Annotated in this window: 3 protein-coding genes; 1 reads left to right on the forward strand and 2 read right to left on the reverse strand. The window is 60.2% G+C overall.

All coding sequences use genetic code 11. The annotated features are described in order from the left end of the window. Together EN893_RS29225 and rpoZ are read right to left on the reverse strand one after the other, a co-directional pair. On the reverse strand, positions 1–1,296 hold a 1,296-nt coding region (locus tag EN893_RS29225; protein ID WP_164901202.1), incomplete at its 3' end, for a RelA/SpoT family protein. Positions 1,297–1,409: 113 nt separating this feature from the next. Next, a complete protein-coding gene (rpoZ, locus tag EN893_RS29230; RefSeq protein ID WP_013532591.1) occupies positions 1,410–1,811 on the reverse strand; it encodes a DNA-directed RNA polymerase subunit omega in 402 nt (133 codons plus the stop codon). Positions 1,812–2,136: 325 nt separating this feature from the next. On the opposite strand from rpoZ, the gene EN893_RS29235 reads away from it, so the two are divergent. Beyond that, positions 2,137–2,425: NYN domain-containing protein (locus EN893_RS29235; protein ID WP_128361995.1), on the forward strand; the 289-nt coding region annotated here is incomplete at its 3' end.

Consider the following 2,425-nt stretch of genomic DNA (forward strand, 5'->3'; position numbering starts at 1 on the left):
GACCTTGGCACCGACGCAGGTGTCGCCGACATCGGTGTGCACCGCGTAGGCGAAATCGATCGGCGTCGCGCCGCGCGGCAGCGCAATCAACATGCCTTTCGGGGTGAAGCAGAACACCTGGTCCTGGAACAGCTCCAGCTTGGTATTTTCGAGGAAATCCTCGGGATTGTCGCCCTCGGCAAGCTGCTCGATGGTGCGCCGCAGCCAGGCGTAGGCGTTGGTTTCCTTCGAAATCGCGTGGGCGGCGCCATTCGTCTTGCCGCCGGTGTCCTTGTAGATCGAATGGGCAGCGACGCCGTATTCGGCGATCTTGTTCATCTCTCGGGTGCGGATTTGCAGCTCGACACGCTGGCGCGACGGGCCGACGATGGTGGTGTGGATCGACCGATAATCGTTCTGCTTCGGCGTCGAGATGTAGTCCTTGAAGCGGCCGGGCACCATCGACCACGCGGTGTGGATGGCGCCAAGCGCCCTGTAACAATCCTCGACCGTGTCGACGACGACGCGGAAGCCGAAAATATCCGAGAGCTGCTCGAAGGACAGCGCCTTGGCCTCCATCTTGCGGAACACCGACCACGGCTTCTTCTGCCGGCTCTTCACGCCGGCGTTGATCGCATGCTTCTCGAACAGCGTGGACAGCGCCTTTTCGATGTCCGTCAGCACGCCCTTGTTGCGCTCGAAGATTTCGGCAAGCCGTGCGGTGACGGCGCGATAGGCTTCCGGATTGATGAAGCGGAAGGCGATCTCTTCCAGCTCCTCGCGCATGCCTTGCATGCCCATGCGGCCGGCCAGCGGCGCGTAGATATCCATCGTCTCCTCGGCGATGCGCAGGCGCTTGGCCTCCGGCATGTGGTCGAGGGTGCGCATATTGTGCAGGCGGTCGGCGAGCTTGACCAGCAGCACGCGGACATCTTCTGAAATCGCCAGCAGAAGCTTTCTCAGGTTTTCCGCCTGCTCGGCCTTCTTCGAGACGAGATCGAGCTTCTTCAGCTTGGTCAGGCCCTCGACCAGCTTGCCCATTTCGGGGCCGAACAGATCGTCGATCTCAGCCCGTGTGGCGGTCGTGTCCTCGATCGTGTCGTGCAGCAGGGCGACCGCGATCGTCGCCTCGTCCATATGCATCTCGGTGAGGATGGCGGCGACTTCGAGCGGGTGCGAGAAATACGGGTCGCCGGAAGCGCGCTTCTGGTGGCCATGCTTCTGCATGGCATAGACATAGGCCTTGTTGAGCAACGCCTCGTTGACGTCAGGCTTGTAGCGCTGGACGCGCTCGACAAGCTCATACTGACGCATCATGGGCGGGATCTCGCAGCGGTGAAATGAATCATGCGCCGCACTGCTGTACGGCGCATGTCATAGATAGCCACGAAACTGCCAGGACGGAAGTGCCGGATGCTTGATCCAGGCTCTTAGTAGTCGTCGCTTTTTTCCGGTGGCACCAGACCCTCGATGCCGGCCAGGAGATCTTCCTCGGTCATGCGGTCGAAGGTGATGTTCTCCTCGGCGTCATCGGCGTCGGTGGCAGCAACGGCGGTGCCGGTCTGATCGGCAATCGCCTCGCCGTCGGCCTCGGGCTCGTCGACCTCGACATGCTTCTGCAGCGAATGGATCAGATCTTCCTTGAGGTCGTCGGGCGACAGCGTCTCATCGGCGATCTCGCGCAGCGCCACGACCGGGTTCTTGTCGTTGTCACGCGGCACGGTGATCGGCGCGCCCTGGCTGATCTGCCGGGCACGGTGGCCGGCAAGCAGCACCAGTTCGAAGCGGTTGTCGACCTTGTCGATGCAATCTTCAACGGTTACGCGGGCCATGGATTGCCCCTTTCATGCGATGGATTTGATGGAAAACAGGCGCGGTCCATAACCCGAACGCCGCCAAAATACAAGCATCATGGCAATGGCCGGGCTGCAGGGCGCCCAATCCTTCGTTCAAACACCCGATTCGGCAAAACTGGCTGTGCCTATGTGTTCGGTGTCCCGATCACAATTGCTTGCAGTGCCGCACGCGCCCTTGGATTGCCGTGAATCTGGCGCTATCTCGGATGCGTAGAGGTCAGCCGGTTTATTATGAGCCTGACCGAACGTCGCTATCGCATTTCGTTTAGACGGCCGTTTATTTCGAGAAGGAATATTTTCCATGTTCGACCCTCGTGAAAAAATCGCCCTATTCATCGACGGCGCCAATCTCTATGCGACGTCGCGCGCGCTCGGCTTCGACATCGACTATCGCAAGCTCCTGTCGAGCTTCCAGAAACGTGGCTATCTTCTGCGCGCCTATTATTACACGGCGCTGGTCGAGGATCAGGAATACTCCTCGATCCGTCCGCTGATCGACTGGCTCGACTATAACGGATTCAAGGTGGTCACCAAGCCGGCCAAGGAATTCACCGACTCGACCGGCCGCCGCAAGATCAAGGGCAATATGG

The organism is Mesorhizobium sp. M7A.F.Ca.CA.004.04.2.1 (genome assembly GCF_004022825.1).
Classification (GTDB): Bacteria; Pseudomonadota; Alphaproteobacteria; order Rhizobiales; family Rhizobiaceae; genus Mesorhizobium.

Excerpts from the sequence above, each read along its gene's own strand:
- rpoZ (WP_013532591.1), bottom strand. The coding sequence starts at position 1,811 with ATGGCCCGCGTAACCGTTGAAGATTGCATCGACAAGGTCGACAACCGC.